General features: G+C 71.1%; 18 protein-coding genes and 1 pseudogene. 15 read left to right on the top strand and 4 right to left on the bottom strand.

Annotation, left to right across the window (positions count from 1 at the left end):
• Positions 1-134: 134 nt before the first annotated feature.
• From AC2W7E_RS03420 to AC2W7E_RS03395, 6 genes and pseudogenes are all read left to right on the top strand, one after another.
• Positions 135-986: an ABC transporter ATP-binding protein gene (locus AC2W7E_RS03420; RefSeq protein ID WP_485988529.1), complete on the top strand. Its 852-nt coding sequence runs from the start codon at positions 135-137 to the stop codon at positions 984-986.
• Positions 983-2,023 carry an aliphatic sulfonate ABC transporter substrate-binding protein gene (locus AC2W7E_RS03415; RefSeq protein WP_025105049.1) on the top strand — a complete coding sequence of 347 codons (1,041 nt, stop codon included), beginning with the start codon at positions 983-985 and terminating at the stop codon, positions 2,021-2,023. The genes AC2W7E_RS03420 and AC2W7E_RS03415 overlap by 4 nt, the downstream gene beginning before the upstream one ends.
• Positions 2,020-2,877, top strand: a complete 858-nt coding sequence (locus tag AC2W7E_RS03410) for an ABC transporter permease (RefSeq protein ID WP_062766830.1) — start codon at positions 2,020-2,022, stop codon at positions 2,875-2,877. Before AC2W7E_RS03415 ends, AC2W7E_RS03410 begins: the two co-directional genes overlap by 4 nt.
• The gene (gene acs / locus AC2W7E_RS03405) at positions 2,868-4,874 is read left to right on the top strand and encodes an acetate--CoA ligase (protein ID WP_485988528.1); all 2,007 of its coding nucleotides are present in this window, start codon (positions 2,868-2,870) and stop codon (positions 4,872-4,874) included. The genes AC2W7E_RS03410 and acs overlap by 10 nt, the downstream gene beginning before the upstream one ends.
• Positions 4,871-6,174, top strand: a pseudogene (locus tag AC2W7E_RS03400) (O-acetylhomoserine aminocarboxypropyltransferase/cysteine synthase family protein). The gene acs and the pseudogene AC2W7E_RS03400 overlap by 4 nt, the downstream one beginning before the upstream one ends.
• A complete protein-coding gene (locus tag AC2W7E_RS03395; RefSeq protein ID WP_082758503.1) occupies positions 6,171-6,743 on the top strand; it encodes a CoA-binding protein in 573 nt (190 codons plus the stop codon). Before AC2W7E_RS03400 ends, AC2W7E_RS03395 begins: the two are co-directional and overlap by 4 nt.
• Before the next feature lie 26 nt (positions 6,744-6,769).
• Here AC2W7E_RS03395 and AC2W7E_RS03390 read toward each other — a convergent pair whose 3' ends face one another.
• Genes AC2W7E_RS03390 through AC2W7E_RS03380 form a run of 3 tightly spaced genes read right to left on the bottom strand, consistent with a single transcriptional unit; the run spans position 6,770 to position 8,406 of the window.
• Positions 6,770-7,273 carry a hypothetical protein gene (locus AC2W7E_RS03390; protein WP_062766821.1) on the bottom strand — a complete coding sequence of 168 codons (504 nt, stop codon included), beginning with the start codon at positions 7,271-7,273 and terminating at the stop codon, positions 6,770-6,772.
• 23 nt (positions 7,274-7,296) lie between these two features.
• A complete protein-coding gene (locus AC2W7E_RS03385; protein WP_231729464.1) occupies positions 7,297-7,812 on the bottom strand; it encodes a signal peptidase I in 516 nt (171 codons plus the stop codon).
• Between the two features lie 36 nt (positions 7,813-7,848).
• A complete protein-coding gene (locus AC2W7E_RS03380) occupies positions 7,849-8,406 on the bottom strand; it encodes a hypothetical protein (RefSeq protein ID WP_062634042.1) in 558 nt (185 codons plus the stop codon).
• A 126-nt stretch (positions 8,407-8,532) separates the two neighbouring features.
• Here AC2W7E_RS03380 and coaE point away from each other — a divergent pair, with 126 nt between their 5' ends.
• The 3 genes from coaE to AC2W7E_RS03365 are packed head-to-tail and all read left to right on the top strand — an operon-like array spanning position 8,533 to position 11,621.
• Positions 8,533-9,132: a dephospho-CoA kinase gene (gene coaE, locus AC2W7E_RS03375; protein WP_062766818.1), complete on the top strand. Its 600-nt coding sequence runs from the start codon at positions 8,533-8,535 to the stop codon at positions 9,130-9,132.
• Between the two features lie 57 nt (positions 9,133-9,189).
• A complete protein-coding gene (gene uvrB / locus AC2W7E_RS03370; protein ID WP_025105040.1) occupies positions 9,190-11,262 on the top strand; it encodes an excinuclease ABC subunit UvrB in 2,073 nt (690 codons plus the stop codon).
• A gap of 11 nt (positions 11,263-11,273) precedes the next feature.
• On the top strand, positions 11,274-11,621 hold the full coding sequence (locus tag AC2W7E_RS03365) for a TfoX/Sxy family protein (RefSeq protein ID WP_249521026.1): 348 nt from the start codon (positions 11,274-11,276) through the stop codon (positions 11,619-11,621).
• Between the two features lie 12 nt (positions 11,622-11,633).
• Here AC2W7E_RS03365 and AC2W7E_RS03360 read toward each other — a convergent pair whose 3' ends face one another.
• A complete protein-coding gene (locus AC2W7E_RS03360; protein ID WP_060921196.1) occupies positions 11,634-11,882 on the bottom strand; it encodes a hypothetical protein in 249 nt (82 codons plus the stop codon).
• Between the two features lie 39 nt (positions 11,883-11,921).
• On the opposite strand from AC2W7E_RS03360, the gene AC2W7E_RS03355 reads away from it, so the two are divergent.
• The 6 genes from AC2W7E_RS03355 to AC2W7E_RS03330 all read left to right on the top strand — a co-directional run bounded on the left by AC2W7E_RS03355 (position 11,922) and on the right by AC2W7E_RS03330 (position 16,495).
• Positions 11,922-12,365, top strand: a complete 444-nt coding sequence (locus AC2W7E_RS03355; protein ID WP_315106120.1) for a MarR family transcriptional regulator — start codon at positions 11,922-11,924, stop codon at positions 12,363-12,365.
• Between the two features lie 63 nt (positions 12,366-12,428).
• Positions 12,429-13,184: a DUF4129 domain-containing protein gene (locus tag AC2W7E_RS03350; RefSeq protein ID WP_485988527.1), complete on the top strand. Its 756-nt coding sequence runs from the start codon at positions 12,429-12,431 to the stop codon at positions 13,182-13,184.
• A complete protein-coding gene (locus tag AC2W7E_RS03345) occupies positions 13,181-13,651 on the top strand; it encodes a hypothetical protein (protein ID WP_338566289.1) in 471 nt (156 codons plus the stop codon). The genes AC2W7E_RS03350 and AC2W7E_RS03345 overlap by 4 nt, the downstream gene beginning before the upstream one ends.
• Positions 13,648-14,619, top strand: coding sequence for an AAA family ATPase (locus tag AC2W7E_RS03340; RefSeq protein ID WP_249521023.1), 972 nt, complete (start codon positions 13,648-13,650; stop codon positions 14,617-14,619). The genes AC2W7E_RS03345 and AC2W7E_RS03340 overlap by 4 nt, the downstream gene beginning before the upstream one ends.
• Positions 14,616-15,923 (top strand): DUF58 domain-containing protein, encoded by a 1,308-nt coding sequence (locus AC2W7E_RS03335; RefSeq protein WP_062766802.1) that lies wholly within the window; start codon positions 14,616-14,618, stop codon positions 15,921-15,923. The genes AC2W7E_RS03340 and AC2W7E_RS03335 overlap by 4 nt, the downstream gene beginning before the upstream one ends.
• Positions 15,920-16,495: a hypothetical protein gene (locus AC2W7E_RS03330; protein ID WP_338566286.1), complete on the top strand. Its 576-nt coding sequence runs from the start codon at positions 15,920-15,922 to the stop codon at positions 16,493-16,495. Before AC2W7E_RS03335 ends, AC2W7E_RS03330 begins: the two co-directional genes overlap by 4 nt.
• Positions 16,496-16,499: the final 4 nt, after the last annotated feature.

The following is a 16,499-nucleotide window of genomic DNA, read 5'->3' as shown; positions in this document are numbered from 1 at the left end:
GAAAAGGGTCGTCACCCCGCCTCACGGCGGGTGTGGCGGCCCTTTTCGCATGCCCGGTATCCGGCGGAGCAGCTGCGTGACGCAACGTTACGACCGCATTCGTAACATTCCCGAGCCTCCGACAGCATGGGGACATGACCGCCCTCCTGCCCGCTGCGTCGCGCACCGCTGAGGCCCCGACGACGTCGGGCTCCGCACAACCCGTGCGCCTGGACGGCATCGCGCGGTCGTTCCCGCTCGCTCAGGGGCGACGCGAGGTGCTCCGCGGCATCGACCTGGATATCGTCGCAGGGGAGATCGTTGCCGTCGTCGGTCCGTCCGGGTGTGGGAAGTCGACGCTGCTGCGCCTCATCGGCGGACTGGACACCCCTACGCGTGGAACGATCCGTCTGGACGGCTCCGGTGTCGCCGACGTCGACGAGCGCACGGCGATCGCGTTCCAGGAGCCGCGGCTGCTCCCGTGGCGTACGCTCGCGCAGAACGTCGAGCTCGGTCTTCCCCGGGGCGTCTCCCGCCGCGCCGGACGCGCCCGGGTCCGCGAACTCCTGCAGCTCGTGGGACTCGAGCACGCCGCCGACCAGCGCCCCCGTGAAGTGTCCGGAGGCATGGCGCAACGGGCCTCCCTCGCCCGGGCTCTCGCCAGGAACCCCGGAGTCCTGCTGCTCGACGAGCCGTTCGGCGCGCTCGACGCCCTCACGCGCCTCCGCATGCACGACCTGCTCCTGAAGATCCACGCGGCCGAGCCCACCACGGTGCTGCTCGTGACCCACGACGTGGAGGAGGCGCTCTATCTCGCTGATCGCGTGCTGCTGCTGCGCACCGTCGGCGACGCGGACGACCCCGCGTCGTCCGTCGCGCGGACGATCCGCGTACCCGGCATCCGCCCCCGAGACCGCGCCGACCGCGGCCTCGCCGACCTGCGCGCCGAGCTCCTCGAAGGGCTCGGCGTCGACACGCACCACCACACCCCCGAGGAGACCCGATGAGCACCATCACCCGCCGCATCATCCCTGCGATCGCCGTCGCCGGGACGATGATGCTCGTCGCCACCGGCTGCGTCGCCGGGGAGAACGCGTCCGCCGAGGCCGAGTCCACCCCGGCCGGGAACGGCGAGTGGTCGGCGGACACGCTGTCCATCGACTTCGCGACCTACAATCCGCTCAGCCTCGTGATCCGCGACCAGGGCATCCTGGAGGACATCCTCGGCGACGACGTCACCGTCGAATGGGTGCAGTCCGCCGGCTCGAACAAGGCCAACGAGCTCCTCCGCTCGGGTTCGGTCGACGTGGGGTCGACGGCGGGCTCGGCCGCGCTGCTCGCCCGCGCGAACGGTTCGCCGATCCAGGTGATCGACATCTTCTCCCAGCCCGAGTGGTCGGCCATCGTCGTCGGGCCCGACAGCGACATCACCTCGGTGGAGGATCTCAAGGGCGCCTCCGTCGCGGCCACCAAGGGCACGGACCCCTACTTCTTCCTCCTCCAGGCCCTGGAGGAGGGCGGGCTGTCGCTGGCTGACGTCGAGGTGCAGAACCTCCAGCACGCCGACGGCCGCGCGGCGCTCGACGGCGGTTCGGTCGACGCATGGGCGGGTCTCGACCCCATCATGGCCGCCGCGGAGCAGGAGTCGGGCGACAAGCTCATCTACCGCAACGTCGACTTCAACACGTACGGCTTCCTCAACGCGACCGAGGACTTCATCGACAACCACCCCGACCTCGCTCAGGCCGTCGTCGACGCCTACGAGGAGGCGCGTGCGTGGGCGCTGGAGAACCCGGAGGAGACCGCCGCCCTGTTGGCAGAGGTCGCCGGTATCGACCTCGAGGTCGCGACCACGGTCATCCAGGAGCGGTCGAACCTCGACGTGGACGGCGTCCCCGGTGACGACCAGCTCGCGGTGCTCGAGAAGATCGCTCCGGTGCTCGTCGAGTCCGGCGACGTCCAGGGTGGGCAGGAATCCGTCGACAAGGCGCTGTCCAGCATCATCAACGACACCTTCGCGACGAAGGCGGGCGCAGGCGAGTGACTGGTCTCGAGGATCGGGTGGTCGTCCCGGCGGAATCGCGGGACGCGCTCGAGTTCGCGAAGGGTGCTCCCCGGCGGGGGACAGGAGGATCACGGCGTGGTCTGCCGCCCGTCGTGCGGATCGTCGCGGGTCTCCTGCTCCCGGCCGCGATCCTCATCGCCTGGCAGGTGGTCACGACGGCCGGTCTCATCGAGCCGTACCGCCTCCCGGCGCCGGCGTCGGTCTTCCAGGCCGGGGTGGAACTCGCCGAGTCCGGACAGCTCTGGACCCACATCGCCATCTCCGTCCAGCGGGTGCTGCTCGGATTCGCGATCGGCTCGGTCGTCGGCCTCGCCGCAGCCGGCATCGTCGGGCTCTCGCGCTGGGGTGACGTGCTGCTCAGCCCGACTCTCGCCGCGGTTCGCGCGGTGCCGTCGCTCGCCTGGGTGCCGCTGCTGATCCTGTGGATGCAGATCGGCGAGGAGTCCAAGGTGACCCTCATCGCGATCGGTGCGTTCTTCCCGGTCTACACGACCGTCGCCTCCGCGCTCCGGCATGTGGACCCGCAGCTCGTCGAGGCGGGACGCTCCTTCAGCCTGCACGGATGGTCGCTGTTCCGGACGGTGCAGCTCCCGGCCGTCGTGCCGTCCGTCGTCGCCGGCCTGCGCCTCGCGCTCGCCCAGGCGTGGCTGTTCCTGGTCGCCGCCGAGCTGATCGCCTCGTCCATGGGGCTCGGTTTCCTCTTGACCGACTCCCAGAGCACGGGGCGCGTCGACCGCATCCTGCTCTCCATCGTGCTGCTCGCGCTGCTGGGCACGATCACCAACGGCGTGCTCGCACTGTTGGAGAAGTACCTGCTGCGGCGATGGACGTGACGACGACCGAGGCTCGGCTGCTGGAGGAACGGGTCTATCCTCCGTCGCCCGCGTTCCTCGACGCCAACGTGACCGCGGACGCCTACGAGCGCGCGGCCGCTGATCCTCTGGCCTTCTGGGAGGACGCGGCGCGCCGACTGGACTGGGCCGAGCCGTGGACGGCCGTGCACGAGTGGGAGCCGCCCGTCGATGGTGCCGTCCCCGCGGCGCGGTGGTTCCTCGGCGGGCGGCTGAACGTCGCGGTGAACTGCGTGGACCGTCATGTCGACGCCGGACGCGGAGACAAGGTCGCGCTGCATTTCGAAGGGGAGCCCGGCGACCGGATCTCGGTGACCTACGCCGACCTGCAGCGTCGTGTGGCCCAGGCGGCGCACGCGCTGGAAGACCTCGGGATCCGACCGGGGGATCGCGTGGTGATCTACCTCCCCGTGCTCGTGGAGACCGTGGGCGTCACGCTCGCGTGCGCCCGGATCGGAGCCGTCCACTCGCTCGTCTTCGGAGGGTTCTCCGCGGAGGCCGTGCGTTTCCGGCTCGAGGACACCGGGGCGAAGCTGCTCGTCACCAGCGACGGCCAGTTCCGGCGGGGGACGGCGACCGAGGTCAAGTCCGCCGCCGATGCCGCCGCTGCGGGACTGCCGGACCTCGAACACGTCCTCGTGCTCCGTCGCACCGGACAGGGCGTCCCGTGGACCGAAGGCCGGGACGTGTGGTGGCACGATGTCGTCGACACGGCTCCCACCGCGCATCGGGCGGAGGCCTTCGACGCCGAGCACCCGCTCTTCATCATCTACACCTCCGGCACGACCGGGAAGCCCAAGGGCCTCGTGCACACCTCCGGTGGCTACCTGACCCACGCGAGCTGGGCGCACTGGGCGCACTTCGACGCCAAACCCGACGACGTCCATTGGTGCACGGCCGACCTCGCCTGGGTCACGGCCCACACCTACGAGATCTACGGGCCGCTGTCGAACGGGCTCACCCAGGTCATCTACGAGGGCACGCCGGACACTCCGCGCCGCGAGCGGCACCTGGAGATCATCGAGCGCTACGGCGTCACGGTCTACTACACGGCCCCGACGCTCATCCGGACGTTCATGACCTGGTTCGGCGACGAGCTGCCGAGCGGCCACGACCTGTCGACCCTGCGACTGCTCGGCACGGTGGGGGAGGCGATCAATCCGGAGGCCTGGGTGTGGTTCCGCCGGAACTTCGGGCGGGAGGAGCTCCCCGTCATCGACACGTGGTGGCAGTCGGAGACCGGCGCCGCGATGATCGCCCCCCTGCCCGGCATCACGCCGCTGAAGCCCGGCTCTGCGTCCGTCCCGCTTCCGGGCATCGACGTCGCGGTGGTCGACGAGAACGGGGACGAGGTGGCGCCGGGCCGATCCGGGACGCTGGTCGTCCGGCGCCCGTGGCCGGGGATGGCGCGGACCGTCTGGGGGAACCCGGAGCGCTACCGCGACGCATACTGGTCCGCGTACGCCGGCGTGGGCGCGCACGGCGGCTACTACGTGGCCGGAGACGGGGCGACCCGGGACGCCGACGGGTTCATCTGGATCCTGGGCCGGCTCGACGACGTCGTGAACGTGTCCGGTCATCGCCTCTCGACGATCGAGATCGAGTCGGCGCTCGTGGCGCACGAGACCGTCGGCGAAGCCGGGTCCGCCGGCGTGGCGGATCCGGTCACCGGGCAGGCGGTCGTGGCGTTCGTCACCCCGTCCGGCCGGGCGGAGATCGACGTGCACGCGCTGCGTGCTGAGGTCGCCCGCGCGATCGGTCCGGTCGCGAAGCCGAAGCACGTCGTCGTCGTGCCGGACCTGCCCAAGACACGCTCGGGGAAGATCATGCGCCGCCTGCTCGCGCAGCTCTGGGATGCCGAACAGGATCGGCGAGCGGGACGCACTCCGCAGGCCCTCGGCGACACGACGTCACTGCAGAACCCCTGGGCCGTCGACGACATCGCCGGCGCTCTCGCCGCAGAATCGAGGACATCATGACCGAGGACCACCGTTTCGGGTTCCGCACCCGCGCTCTGCACGCCGGCGGCACACCGGACGCCGCCACCGGAGCGCGGGCGGTGCCGATCTACCAGACGACGTCGTTCGTCTTCGACGGTGCGGCCGACGCCGGGAACCTCTTCGCGCTGCAGAAGTACGGCAACATCTACTCGCGCATCGGCAACCCCACCGTCGCCGCCCTGGAGGAGCGGCTGGCATCGCTGGAAGGCGGTATCGGGGCCGTGGCGACCGCCTCGGGGATGAGCGCCGAGTTCATCACGTTCGCCGCCCTCGTGGGCGCGGGCGATCATGTCGTCGCCGCCGCGCAGCTCTACGGCGGCACGGTGACGCAGCTCGACGTCACCCTGCGACGGTTCGGCGTGGAGACGACGTTCGTCAGCTCCTCCGACCCGGCCGACTTCGCCGCGGCCATCCGTCCGGAGACCAAGGTCGTCTACGTCGAGATGATCGGGAACCCGTCGGGCGAGATCGCCGACATCGCGGGACTCGCCGCCGTCGCGCATGAGGCGGGGGTGCCGCTCGTCGTCGACGCCACGCTGGCCACCCCGTACCTCGCGCGCCCGCTGGAACACGGGGCGGACATCGTCATCCACTCGGTCACGAAGTTCCTCGGCGGCCACGGCACGACCCTCGGCGGCGTGGTCATCGAGAAGGGCACCTTCGACTGGGGGAACGGCAAGTTCCCGCAGATGACCGAACCGGTGGCCTCCTACGGCGGGATCTCCTGGTGGGGGAACTTCGGCGAGTACGGATTCCTGACCAAGCTGCGCTCCGAGCAGCTGCGCGACATCGGGCCGGCGCTGAGCCCGCAGTCGGCCTTCGCGCTCCTGCAGGGCGTGGAGACGCTGCCGCAGCGCATCGACGCCCACATCGCCAACGCCCGGGTCGTCGCCGAGTGGCTGGCCGCCGACCCCCGCGTGTCCTACGTCACCTGGGCGGGGCTGGACGGTCATCCGCATCACGAGCGTGCCGCGCGATACCTGCCGCTGGGACCGGGCTCCGTGTTCGCGTTCGGGGTCGCCGCCGAGGACGGCCGCGCCGCGGGGGAGGCGTTCATCGAGAACCTGCAGCTCGCGTCCCACCTCGCCAACATCGGCGCGCCCGCACCCTGGTGATCCACCCGGCCTCCACCACGCACCGCCAGCTCACCGAGGAGCAGCTCGTCGCCGCGGGCGTGCGTCCCGACCTGATCCGCATCTCCGTCGGCCTGGAGGACGCAGAGGACATCATCTGGGACCTCGACCAGGCCCTCACCCTCGCGACGGGAGCCCACCGATGAGCACGACCTCCGCCGGCGACGCCTGCGCCATCCCGCCGACCACGGATGCCGCCAGCTGCGCGCTTCCCGCTGCCGTGGAGCCGGGCCGCACCTGGACCGGGCCCTCGCAGCCGCAGCGGTTCGGACTGCTGCGGCGGGCGCGATCGATCGCCATCGTCGGTGCCTCCGGGAATCCGTCACGGGCCTCGTACTTCGTCGCGACCTACCTGCTGTCCAGCACGGCCTACGACGTCTATCTCGTGAACCCGAGGGAGACCGAGATCCTCGGCCAGCCGGTCTACCCGTCGTTGAGTGCCCTGCCCGTGCAGCCCGACATCGTGGACGTGTTCCGTCGTCACGACGACCTCCCGGGGGTCGCGCAGGAGGCGATCGACAGCGGCGCGAAGACCCTGTGGCTCCAGCTCGGCTCCTGGAACGAGGAAGCCGCCGCGATCGCGGAGGCGGCGGGGCTCTCGGTGGTCATGGACCGCTGCATCAAGATCGAGCACGCCCGCTTCCACGGCGGCCTGCATCTCGCCGGCTTCGACACCGGGGTGATCAGCTCCCGACGGCAGCTGCTCGCGCGCTGAGGGGAGCCGCGCCGTGCCCAGGAGGCTCAGGTGCAGATCGTGTTCGCCGTGGTGCGCTGCAGCGTCACGGCAACCTGAAGGTCGGTGAGGTGCCAGTCGAGGCTGCGGCCGGTGAGCCGGGGCAACGAGGAGCACGTCCACGCGGGGTCCGGCGTGACGTGGCTGCCCGGGAGCACCCCCGCAGCGGTCCACGAGGTCCACGTCCGGGGAAGGCCCGTCGCCTTCTTCAGATCCACGTCGACGTCGACGTGGTGCGACCCGCCCGGGGCGTTCGTGCTGATGTAGAAGTGGCCGGAGGTGTCGCTGATCTCCTCGTAGCGGATCGCCGTGATCGCGCAGCTGGTGGGAGCTGCCGACTGGCTGCTGTAGGCCTTGCACGTGTTCCCCGCGAACGGCGACAACCATGCCGAGGCGGACGTCACCGTCGCCGTGACCACGGTCCGATCCGTCCACGCCGCGGTAGTGGTCGAGACGCTTCCCTGGGCGACGGCCAGGAAGACGAACGCCATCGCGACCGCGAAGCCGGCCATCGGGGACACCCGTCGTGCCGGCATCACGTGGTCAGCGGCTTCCGCGCCGGTCGCTCCCCAGGGCTCATCATGCTCAGGCCGAGCAGCCCCAGGAGTCCGAGGAGCAGCGGGACGGCGACGGCGGGCGTGGTCATCCGCATGATGGCGGTCCCCCAACCGGGAAGCTGCACCGCCGGCTTCCAGACATCGCCGGTGACCGGATAGTCGAGAGCGTCGGAGAACTCGTTGTTGTCGCCCTTCATGGTGATCGTGCGCGCGCCGTCGGCGGCTTCGATGGCGGTGATGCGATGAGTCACCAGGGAGTCGGTCAGCGCGCTCCGAAGGCTGACGACGTCGCCCACCTCCAGAGAGTCGGCGGGGACCTTCGTGGCGATGAGGAGATCGCCCGTCATGATCCCGGGCTCCATCGAGCCCGAGATCACGACGAGCGGCTGGATGAGCCCGATCGCCGTGGCGCCCCAGACGACGCCGCAGCCCACGCCCGTGGCAGCCAGCGCCCAGAGCACGGGCAGGGCGAGCCGGCGGAGGATCTGCACCACGGTTCGTCTCTTCGTTCTCTGCTGCGGGGCGAGGGGTCAGTTGGTGGCGGTGGCGGAGACCGTGACCAGGATCGTGCCGGTCTTGCCCTGGTTGCTCGTCGGCCAGTCGGCCGGGGTGGTGACGACGAGGTCGAACTCATCGGTCGCCGTGGAGCCGGAGGAGGTCAGCGACGCCGCGAGCCCGGTGATCGTCGCCGTCGGCTTGACCGTGAAGTCCGTCGCCGTGTTGCCGGGGGCGTACTCGACGGTCGAGGTGAGTGCGGCGTTGACGGAGCTGGCGTTCTTCACCCAGAGCTTGATCGTGCGGGTCTCGCCCGGGAGCAGGTTGGCCAGCTTCTCCGCGGGCACGACGAGCTCGATGCTGTTCTTCGCGGCCGACTCCTTCCAGGTGGTCCCGTCGGTGGAACCCTGGAGGTTGAAGGTGGCTCCTGCGGCCGGGGCGCTGAAGAAGGTGTTGTCGGTCCACGCGGCGCTCGTGAGCGCGGCACCGATCCCTCCGGTCGCGAGCACGGCCAGCGCGAACGCCATGATCGGGCGCCGCCGGGAGCGTCGCTCGGTGCGGTCAGGGCGTGCGGGGGCATCCGTGTTCGTCATGGCTTCGACGTTACGCAGCGCACCTCAGGGGACCGTCAAGTCTTCCTCAAGAGGGACCGAAGCTTTCCCGATTGTTCCGCGGCAGCGTCGTGCGCCGCCCTCGGACAGGCGTGGCAGGATGGTCGGATGCCGCTCATCGCTCTCACCGGAGGCATCGCGTCGGGAAAGTCCACCATCGCGAACCGGCTCGCCGAACTCGGCGCGGTGGTCGTCGACGCGGATCGGATCGTGCGCGAGGTGCAGGCGCCCGGATCCGAGGTGCTCGGCGCGATCGCGCGGACGTTCGGTGACGAGGTCATCGCCGAAGACGGGTCGCTCGACCGAGCCGCTCTCGGTGCGACCGTGTTCGCCGATCCGGGCCGTCTCGCACAGCTGAACGCCATCGTGCACCCGGCCGTACGGGCCGAGTCCCAGCGTCGTTTCGACGCCGCCTTCCAGGCTGATCCGGATGCCGTCGTCGTGTACGACGTGCCGCTTCTCGTGGAGGCTCGTGTCGACGACCCCTGGGATGCGATCGTCGTCGCCCATGCCCCGGAGGAGGTTCGCCTCGAGAGGCTCGTGCACCTGCGCGGGATGACGCCCGACGAGGCCCGCGGACGGATCGCCGCCCAGGTTCCGGACGACCGGCGGCTCGCGATCGCCGACGTCGTGATCGACACCGCAGGATCGATCGCGGACACGCTGGCCCAGACGGACGCGCTCTGGAACCGGCTCCGCGCGAGCTGAAGCGGTGTCGCCGCCGGACGCGGCCCCGATGTCGGAGGGGCGGCATACGCTTGATGTATGCAGCCCACCCGCAGTGTCCGCCCCTTCGAGGTCATCAGCGAGTACGCCCCTGCCGGTGACCAGCCGCAGGCCATCGCCGAGCTGGCCTCCCGTATCAACGCGGGCGAGACCGACATCGTGCTGCTCGGCGCCACCGGAACGGGCAAGTCGGCGACCACGGCCTGGCTCGTCGAGCAGGTGCAGCGTCCCACGCTCGTGCTCGCGCACAACAAGACCCTCGCGGCACAGCTCGCCAACGAGTTCCGCGAGCTCATGCCGAACAACGCCGTCGAGTACTTCGTCTCGTACTACGACTACTACCAGCCCGAGGCGTACGTCCCGCAGACGGACACCTTCATCGAGAAGGACTCCTCGATCAACGCGGAGGTCGAGCGGCTCCGCCACTCGACGACGAACTCCCTGCTGAGCCGGCGTGACGTGGTCGTGGTGTCGACCGTCTCCTGCATCTACGGCCTGGGTGCTCCGGAGGAGTACCTGCGCGCCATGGTCGCGCTGCAGGTGGGGGAGCGGTACGACCGCGACGCCCTGATCCGTCAGTTCATCGCGATGCAGTACAACCGCAACGACGTCGACTTCTCGCGGGGAAACTTCCGCGTGCGCGGCGACACGATCGAGATCATCCCGGTGTACGAGGAGCACGCCATCCGCATCGAGCTGTTCGGCGACGAGATCGAGGCGCTCTACTCGCTGCACCCGCTCACGGGCGAGGTCATCGAGAAGCTGGACGCCGTGCCGATCTTCCCCGCCTCGCACTACGTCGCGGGCACCGACGTCATCCAGCGCTCCATCGGCACCATCGAGCACGAGCTGGAGGAGCGGCTGAAGGAGTTCGAGCGTCAGGGCAAGCTCCTCGAGGCGCAGCGCCTCCGGATGCGCACGACCTTCGACCTGGAGATGCTCCAGCAGCTCGGATTCTGCTCCGGCATCGAGAACTACTCGCGTCACATGGACGGACGCATGCCCGGCGAGCCCCCGCACACGCTCCTCGACTTCTTCCCGGACGACTTCCTGCTCGTCATCGACGAGTCCCACGTCACGGTGCCGCAGATCGGCGCGATGTACGAAGGCGACGCGTCCCGCAAGCGCACCCTCGTCGACCACGGATTCCGGCTGCCGAGCGCGATGGACAACCGACCGCTGCGCTGGGACGAGTTCAAGAACCGCGTGGGGCAGACCGTCTACCTGTCCGCCACCCCGGGCAAGTACGAGATGGGCATCGCCGACGGCGTGGTGGAGCAGATCATCCGCCCGACCGGCCTGGTCGACCCGGAGATCATCGTCAAGCCGTCGAAGGGGCAGATCGACGATCTCCTCGAAGAGATCCGGCTTCGCGTGGAGCGGGACGAGCGCGTCCTCGTCACGACCCTCACGAAGAAGATGGCGGAGGAGCTGACCGACTTCCTCGGTGAGCACGGCGTGCGCGTGCGCTACCTGCACTCCGACGTCGACACCCTGCGTCGCGTCGAGCTTCTCAGCGAACTGCGCGCCGGTGTGTACGACGTCCTAGTGGGTATCAACCTGCTGCGCGAGGGACTCGACCTCCCGGAGGTGTCGCTCGTCGCGATCCTCGACGCGGACAAGGAGGGCTTCCTCCGCTCCGGGACCTCACTCATCCAGACGATCGGCCGCGCGGCGCGCAACGTCTCGGGTGAAGTCCACATGTACGCGGACAACATGACGGACTCCATGGCCAAGGCCATCGAGGAGACCGACCGTCGGCGTGAGAAGCAGATCGCGTACAACAAGGAGCACGGCATCGATCCGCAGCCGCTGCGCAAGCGCATCGCCGACATCACAGAGGTGCTGGCGCGCGAGGGTCAGGATACGGCGGAGCTGATGTCCGGCCGGGGCCGCGCGTCGGGCAAGGGCAAGTCGCCGACGCCGAACCTGCGGCGCACCGGGATCGCGGCCGAGGGCGCTCAGCAGCTGGAGGCCACGATCCAGGACCTCACCGATCAGATGCTTGCGGCAGCCGCGGAGTTGAAGTTCGAGCTCGCCGGGCGCCTGCGCGACGAAGTGCAGGATCTGAAGAAGGAGCTCCGGTCGATGGAGCGGGCCGGGCACGCGTAGACGGAGCCGAGATGGATGCCGCAGGAGAGGAACTCGCGGACCGCGTCCGCGCACTGCTCGGGGCCGACCCTTCCATAGAGGAGCGCCGGATGTTCGGGACCAGGGCATTCCTCGACGAGGGGCGCATCCTCGTGGGTGCCCGGAAGGACGGGACGCTTCTCGTCCGCGTGGATGAGGAGAACGGGGCTGTCGCCGTGACGCTGCCCGGGGCCGCGCGTGCCGTGATGGGATCCCGCACCATGGGGTCCGGCTGGATCGATGTCGCAGCCTCGGCGATCGCCGACGACGCCGCGCTCATGACGTGGATCGACATGGCCCGGGAGTCGGTCGGCGCCGCGCTCGCCGATGACGACGACTGACGCCGAGGGAGCTTACGGGCAGTGCACCAGCGTCTTCGGGCCCGAGCGATCGATCTCGTGCTCGGTCATCGGCGCGCCGCACAGCGGACAGGCCCGTTCGGCGCGCTCCGCGGCGCTGGGCGGCGGCGTCTTCTCGTACGGCCCGACCGAGGCCGGGCCGGCGAGACGCACGAGGTTGGTGTTCACCCAGGTGTAAAGGCCCCCCGCCTCGCGGATGCGGGTGCGAAGAGGGGGGCGGCTGGAGTCGCGTGACATGTTCATTAGTGTACTAATGATTCGTGCGGATGTATAGTCAGGACCGTGACTGACACCGACGATCTGCTCCGGCTCGAGAATCAGCTCTGCTTCGCCGTGGTCACGGCGGCGCGGAACGTCGTGGCGATCTACCGGCCGATCCTCGAGCCGCTCGGGTTGACGCACCCGCAGTACCTGGTGATGCTCGCCCTGTGGGAGCGGTCGCCGCGGACCCTGAACGACCTCGCCGCCGACCTCGCGCTGGAGCCCGCGACCGCGTCGCCCCTCGTCAAGAGGCTCGAGGCCGACGGCCTGGTGACGCGCCAGCGCAGCAGTGAAGACGAGCGCCGACTGGAGATCACGCTCACCGATGCCGGGGCGGCTCTGCGTGCGAGGGCCGTGGATGTGCCGCGACAGGTGATGGCCGCCGTGGGGATGGGCATCGGCGAGATCGCCGCCCTCCGCGACGGGCTCGGGGCCTTCGCGGGGCGGCGCCCCGAGCAGAGCTGACCCGTTCCGCGGCACCCCGGTGCGGAACGGGGCCGTCTCGGGCCGCGCCCCTAGGGTGGAGGCATGTCGCGCCCAGAGCCTCCGGTCCGTGCACCGGAGGCCGTGCGCCGGTCAGGGGCGACCGCGCCGCTGCTCGGCCTCGCCGCGATCGCCGGCCTGTTCGGGGTCCTCATGCTCGCTGCCGCGGGACAGGGCACCCCGGAGTTCTCGTCGTCCCGATCGGAGAACACGGCGCCGCGCCCGGAAGACGTCGTCCTCCCGGTCCCGTCGACGACCGGGACACCACCGCCCCCGGAGTCCCGGGGTGATTCCGCTCTCGCGCAGATTCTCGGGGTGGTCTTCGGGGCGCTGCTGACGCTGGCCGTCCTCGCGCTCGTCCTCGTGGTCCTGCGCCAGCTCCTCCGCTTCCTCCGACGGCTGTGGCAGGCACGTCCGCTCGATCGTCGTGAGGTCACCGCTGCCGCCGGGGAGGACGGTGGCAGCACTCCCGCGGTACCTCCGAACGAGGAGGTCATCCGCCGCGGGGTCTCCGCCGCGTTGCGCACCGTGACAGCGAGGCCCGATCCCGGTGATGCGATCGTCGCCGCGTGGGTCGGACTGGAGGAATCCGCCGCCGACGCCGGCCACGGTCGCGGAGCCGCCGAGACGCCGGCGGAGTTCACGGCCCGGGTGGTCGGTGCCCGCCGGAGCATCGCGGCCGACGTGCTCCGGCTCCAGGGGCTGTACGAGCGGGTCCGCTTCGGTGGGCTGGTCGCAGACGAGCAGGACCGACAGAGCGCCGTGGTCGCCCTCCGGGGCATCAAAGAGGGGTGGCGGTGAAGGGCATCGTCGTGACGGTGATCAGCGCCCTCATCGGGGCCGCTCTCCTCACCGTGCTCCTCGTGCTCGGAGTGCCTGCCGCCTTCGCCGTGGCCTGGACCCTCCTCCTGCTCGCGGTGGTCGCGGCCACCCGGCAGGTCTTCGTCGACGAGGCGGTCGTGTGGCCGCCGGAGGCGCCGCGGCCGGAATCGCGCGGCTCGGACGTGTCGCGGATGGCCTGGGCGATCAACACCCGCACGGGCGTCGCCGGGCACGTCGTCGTGCGGCGCGTGCAGGGGGTCGTCCGGCGCCGCCTCGCCCATCGCGGCCTCGACCTCGACGATCCTGACGACCACCCGCGCATCGACGCGATGCTGGGGGACGGCGTTCGAGCGTCCCTGCACGCGCGTGACGTGCAGCGTGCCGACATCGAGCGCGTCCTCGACGCCCTCGACCGCATCCCGACCGACACGGAGGAGACTTCATGACCAACGATGAGACCGCGCAGATCGCCGACGTCGGACGCCGCGTGCTCGCCGGCGTCCGGACAGCGGTGGTCGGGATGGACGAGCCTCTGACTCTGGCGCTCGCCACGATCCTTGCCGGGGGACATGTGCTCTTCGAGGACGTCCCCGGCCTCGGCAAGACGCTCGCCGCGCGGAGTCTGGCGGGGGCCCTCGGCCTGGACTTCCGTCGGCTGCAGTGCACTCCTGACATGCTTCCCGGCGACGTCACCGGCTCGTACGTGTACTCGCCCTCGACCGGAGAGTTCGCCTTCCGCCTCGGCCCCCTCTTCACGGGCCTGCTGCTCGCGGACGAGATCAACCGGACGACGCCGAAGACGCAGTCGGCGATGCTCGAGGCCATGGCCGAGCGCCAGGTGACGGTGGAGGGCAATCGGTTCGCCCTCCCACGGCCGTTCCACGTGATCGCGACCTCGAATCCGATCGAGTACGAGGGGACGTACGCGCTGCCCGAAGCCCAGCTCGACCGGTTCATGGTGCGGCTCTCCGTGGGCTATCCCGGCGCTGAGGAGGAGGCGCGCATCATCCTCGACCGCGTCGAGCGGCAGAGCCCGGATGTCGAGGTCGCACCCGTTCTGGACGCGGAGGGCCTCCAGCGCCTCCAAGCGGCGGTCGAGCGCATCCACGTCGATCCCGACGTCGTGCGGTATGCCGTCGAACTCGCCCGCGCCACCCGCGAGGCGGCGACGGTAGCCGTCGGCGCGTCCCCGCGCGGCTCGCAGGCGCTCGTCCTCCTCGGCCGCGCGCTCGCCGCGCTGGACGGCCGGGCGTATGTGCGGCCGGACGACATCAAGCGCATCGCGGTGCCGGTCCTCGCTCACCGCCTGACGCTGACGCCGCAGGCCTGGGCGCAGGGCGTCGATCCGCGGACGGTGGTGGACGCGGCGCTGGCTCGGACGCCGGTGCCTCCGACGGTCGCGACGACGCCGTGACGGACGAGACGGCGACCGAGTCCACCGCCGCACTCACGTGGCGGCGCACGCCGGTCATCGCGCTCGGCATCGCCGGCGCCGCGATCCTCGCGGCGGTCGGGCTCGCCTCCTCGCGTCCGGACGTCGTCGCCCTCGGGCTGCCGCTGGCGCTGACCGCGGGCTGGGCGCTCCTCTCGCGCCCCCGTCCCGGACACGCACGCATCGCGCTGCGGGCCCAGGCCGTCGGCGACGGTGACCGCCCGGAGGTGCGGACCACCGTGGACGTGCTGCTGACGGCCGACGCCGTACAGGTCGCGGTGGATCAGGACGGGCGGCGCACCGGCCTCGCGGACGTACGGCCCGGCGCCGCGTGCGTCACGGCCCGCAGTGCTCTGCAGCACTCCGGTCCGAGCGAGCCGCTCGGCGTGACCGCGCGGGGATCCGACCTCGACGGTGCGTGGGTCACGGGGCTCCTTCCCCGGATGGCGGTCGTCTGGAACGCGCCCCCGCGCGGCGTGCGGATCAGCGCCCTCCCGGTGGCGCCGCGACTCACCGGACTCCACGGTGCCCATCCGGGCTCGCGCCCCGGTCAGGGTGGGGACTTCCGCGACATCCAGCCCTTCGTCCCGGGGGATGAGCTCCGGCGGGTGGACTGGCGGGCGACCGCGCGAGCCGCCCGTCGCCCCGGCGACCTGCTGGTGCGCAGGGACGACGCGCTGAGCGATTCCTCGGTGGTCATCGCGATCGACACCGCCGAAGACCTGGGTACCGTCGTCGCCGCGTGGGGGAGCGGCGACGCCGATCGCTCCGGGGTCACGTCGCTCGATCACGCGCGTGAGGCTGCCCTGGCGATCGCCACGGCCGCCATCGGCGTCGGGGACCGGGTCGCCTATCACGCGCTCTCCCCGGACGGGGTGTCGCTGCCGTCCGGTGGAGGAGTGCGGCACCTCGCCCGTCTCCGCCGCGCCATCGCGGCCACCGGCCTCGGCGCCGACCCCTCGTATCGTCGCTCGCCGGTGGTGCCGCCCGGCTCGATCGTCTTCGTGCTCTCGACGTTCGTCGACGGGGTCGCCGCGCGGCTGGCGACGAGCTGGCGTGCCGCGGGCCACGCCGTCGTGGCGGTCGACGTGCTCCCTGTGCCGGAGGCGACCCGCCTCACCAGGGAACAGCGGATCGCGCTTCGCACGCTGCTCGCCGAACGCGCCGACATCCTGACGGAGCTGGACCACGCGGGCGTCGAGGTGGTGCCGTGGTCGAGCGGAGCCGATGCGGCGATGCGGCTGGCGGCGCGTCGTCTCACGCGCCGGGGGACGGGGCGCCGATGAGTCGTTCCGTCCGCTCGTTCCGCACCGGCGCCGCGGTGCCGGGCATCGTCATCCGGCTCGCGATGGTCGCCGTGGCCGCCTGCGGGGCCCTGCTGCTTATCCCGTTCCCGCTGTGGCAGGGCATCGCCGTGCTCGCCGCGCTCGTCGCCGCCGCGATCCCGCGCAGCCTCGCCGCCTGGGTGGCGCTCGCGTGCCTGCCGTTCGGGGTGATCCTCACGGAGCCGGATCCCGGCCGGACGGCGCTGGCGCTGTTGTGCGTGCATGCTCTGCACGTGTGCGCGTCGCTGAGTCTCGTGGTGCCGCCGTCCTCGCGTGTGGCCCTTCCGATCCTGCTTCCGACCGCCGGCCGCTTCCTCACGGTCCAGCTGCTCGCCCAGCCGGTCGCGTTCGGAGTCTGGCTGCTCACCGAGCGGCAGATCACCGGGGCGACCGCGCTCCTGGCACCCGTCGCCGCCGCGATGCTGCTGGGCGGGGTCCTGCTCGCGGTCCGTGCCGCGAGACGGGCCGACGTGGCGGCCGCAGGAACCGGGGCGTTCGGCGTTCTCGGAGCCGATGTCCGTGGCCCCTCGTAGACTT

The organism is Microbacterium sp. CFSPD4_SD4 (assembly GCF_057364585.1).
This window is presented reverse-complemented; position numbering and strand designations above follow the sequence as displayed.

What these genes read in the sequence shown, in the direction of transcription:
- AC2W7E_RS03420 (WP_485988529.1), top strand. Translation starts at nt 135, where the DNA reads ATGACCGCCCTCCTGCCCGCTGCGTCGCGCACCGCTGAGGCCCCGACG.
- AC2W7E_RS03415 (WP_025105049.1), top strand. Translation starts at nt 983, where the DNA reads ATGAGCACCATCACCCGCCGCATCATCCCTGCGATCGCCGTCGCCGGG.
- acs (WP_485988528.1), top strand. Translation starts at nt 2,868, where the DNA reads ATGGACGTGACGACGACCGAGGCTCGGCTGCTGGAGGAACGGGTCTAT.
- AC2W7E_RS03395 (WP_082758503.1), top strand. Translation starts at nt 6,171, where the DNA reads ATGAGCACGACCTCCGCCGGCGACGCCTGCGCCATCCCGCCGACCACG.
- AC2W7E_RS03390 (WP_062766821.1), bottom strand. Translation starts at nt 7,273, where the DNA reads ATGGCCGGCTTCGCGGTCGCGATGGCGTTCGTCTTCCTGGCCGTCGCC.
- AC2W7E_RS03380 (WP_062634042.1), bottom strand. Translation starts at nt 8,406, where the DNA reads ATGACGAACACGGATGCCCCCGCACGCCCTGACCGCACCGAGCGACGC.
- coaE (WP_062766818.1), top strand. Translation starts at nt 8,533, where the DNA reads ATGCCGCTCATCGCTCTCACCGGAGGCATCGCGTCGGGAAAGTCCACC.
- uvrB (WP_025105040.1), top strand. Translation starts at nt 9,190, where the DNA reads ATGCAGCCCACCCGCAGTGTCCGCCCCTTCGAGGTCATCAGCGAGTAC.
- AC2W7E_RS03365 (WP_249521026.1), top strand. Translation starts at nt 11,274, where the DNA reads ATGGATGCCGCAGGAGAGGAACTCGCGGACCGCGTCCGCGCACTGCTC.
- AC2W7E_RS03360 (WP_060921196.1), bottom strand. Translation starts at nt 11,882, where the DNA reads ATGAACATGTCACGCGACTCCAGCCGCCCCCCTCTTCGCACCCGCATC.
- AC2W7E_RS03350 (WP_485988527.1), top strand. Translation starts at nt 12,429, where the DNA reads ATGTCGCGCCCAGAGCCTCCGGTCCGTGCACCGGAGGCCGTGCGCCGG.
- AC2W7E_RS03340 (WP_249521023.1), top strand. Translation starts at nt 13,648, where the DNA reads ATGACCAACGATGAGACCGCGCAGATCGCCGACGTCGGACGCCGCGTG.
- AC2W7E_RS03330 (WP_338566286.1), top strand. Translation starts at nt 15,920, where the DNA reads ATGAGTCGTTCCGTCCGCTCGTTCCGCACCGGCGCCGCGGTGCCGGGC.